The sequence below is a fragment of the Variovorax sp. 20P10.2.4 genome (assembly GCF_058244205.1).
In genome coordinates this window covers 1-1,905 of sequence record NZ_JBZAYE010000982.1, presented here as the reverse complement: position 1 = coordinate 1,905, position 1,905 = coordinate 1, and the positions used below count along the sequence as shown (strand labels likewise).

3 protein-coding genes are annotated in these 1,905 nt (G+C 70.8%); 2 read left to right on the top strand and 1 reads right to left on the bottom strand.

All coding sequences use genetic code 11. From position 1 onward, the window contains the following. Positions 1 to 689, top strand: a 689-nt coding sequence (locus tag AC27VN_RS40195; RefSeq protein ID WP_490880319.1) for a fumarylacetoacetate hydrolase family protein, incomplete at its 5' end; no start/stop codon positions are given. Next, positions 686 to 1,285: a VOC family protein gene (locus tag AC27VN_RS40190; RefSeq protein ID WP_490880318.1), complete on the top strand. Its 600-nt coding sequence runs from the start codon at positions 686 to 688 to the stop codon at positions 1,283 to 1,285. The genes AC27VN_RS40195 and AC27VN_RS40190, both read left to right, overlap by 4 nt. Positions 1,286 to 1,302: 17 nt before the next feature. Here AC27VN_RS40190 and AC27VN_RS40185 read toward each other — a convergent pair. After that, positions 1,303 to 1,905, bottom strand: a 603-nt coding sequence (locus tag AC27VN_RS40185) for an L-serine ammonia-lyase (protein ID WP_490880317.1), incomplete at its 5' end; no start/stop codon positions are given.

The following is a 1,905-nucleotide window of genomic DNA, read 5'->3' as shown; positions in this document are numbered from 1 at the left end:
ATGTGAAGCTCACGGCGCCGGTGCCCGCGCCGCGCAAGTTCCTCGGCCTCGGCGGCAACTACGCCTCGCACCTCGAGGAGGCCGCGAAGCTGGGCCTGACACGGCCACCGGGACAGGTGTGGTTCAACAAGCAGGTGTCGTGCGTGGCCGGCCCCTTCGACGACGTGCACCGGCCACGCGTGTCGGCGCAGTTCGACTACGAGGGCGAGCTCGGCGTGGTCATCGGCCGGCGCTGCCGCCATGTGCGGGCCGAGGAGGCGATGGCCATGGTCGCAGGCTACGTCGTGATCAACGACATGAGCGTGCGCGACTGGCAGCTGCGCGCGCCCACGCATACGCTGGGCAAGTCCTTCGACACGCACGGCCCCTTCGGCCCCTGGCTGGTGACGCGCGACGAGATCGCCGATCCGCATGCGCTGCGGCTGCGCACCTGGGTCAACGGCGAGCTGCGCCAGGACGGCAACACCGCCCAGATGATCCATCGCATCGAGGCCATGCTGGTCGAGCTGAGCACCGCCTTCACGCTCGAGCCCGGCGACGTGCTGAGCACCGGCAGCCCCGCTGGTGTCGGCGGCCTGATGGACCCGCCGCGCTACCTGGTGCCGGGCGACGTGGTGCGCGTGGAGATCGAGGGCATCGGCCACATCGAGAACCGCGTGGTGGAAGAACCCCTGGAGACCGCCCGATGAACGAACCTCAGCGCGCCCTGCCCGACCTCGCCTCCGCCGCATTGCGGCCCGTGAAGCTCGCCCACGTGGTGCTGCGCGTGGCCGAGCTCGCGCGTTCGCGCGCCTGGTACCTCGCGGTGCTGCAGGCGCGCGTGGCCTTCGAGAACGAGATGCTGTGCTTCCTGAGCTACGACGACGAGCACCACCGCATCGGCCTGATCGCGCGCCCCGACCTGGGCCGCGAGGCCGATGCGAACACCGGGCTCGAGCACATCGCCTTCACCTACGGCTCGCTGGCCGCGCTGCTCGCCAACCACCGGCGGCTGGCCGCGCTCGGCATCGTGCCCTACTGGTGCATCAACCACGGGCCGACGATCTCGATGTACTACCGCGACCCCGACGGCCACCGGCTCGAGCTGCAGCACGACGTGTTCGAGACCGCCGCCGAGGTCGACGCCTTCTTCGCGGGCGGCGCCTATGCCGAGAACTTCATGGGCGTGCTGTTCGACCCCGCGGACCTGGCCGCGCGCTTCGAGGCCGGCGAGCCGCTGGCCTCGCTGACCGCGCGGCCCGGCCTGCCAGTAGGCAAGGGGCCGTGGGACATGTTCGTGCCCTGACAAGGTGTGAGGCGGGCTCAGCACTCGACCACGTTGACCGCGAGCCCGCCGAGCGAAGTCTCCTTGTAGGTCGACTTCATGTCCTCGCCGGTCTGCTTCATGGTGCGGATCACGGCGTCGAGCGAGACGTAGTGGCTGCCGTCGCCGCGCAGCGCCATGCGCGCCGCGTTGATGGCCTTCACCGCGCCCATGGCATTGCGTTCCACGCAGGGGATCTGCACCATGCCGCCGACCGGGTCGCAGGTCAGGCCGAGGTTGTGCTCCATGCCGATCTCGGCCGCGTTCTCGACCTGCGCCGGCGTGCCGCCGAGCACCGCGGCCAGCGCGCCGGCCGCCATCGAGCAGGCCACGCCGACCTCGCCCTGGCAGCCGACCTCGGCGCCCGAGATCGAGGCGTTGGTCTTGTAGAGCATGCCGATCGCCGCGGCCGTGAGCAGGAAGTCGACGATGCCCGCGTCGCTCGCGCTCGGCACGAAGCGCTGGTAGTAGTGCATCACGGCCGGCACCACGCCGGCCGCGCCGTTGGTGGGCGCGGTCACCACGCGACCGCCGGCCGCGTTCTCCTCGTTGACCGCCATCGCGAAGGCATTGACCCAATCCATGGCCGCGAGCGGATCGGC

What these genes read in the sequence shown, in the direction of transcription:
- AC27VN_RS40190 (WP_490880318.1), top strand. Translation starts at nt 686, where the DNA reads ATGAACGAACCTCAGCGCGCCCTGCCCGACCTCGCCTCCGCCGCATTG.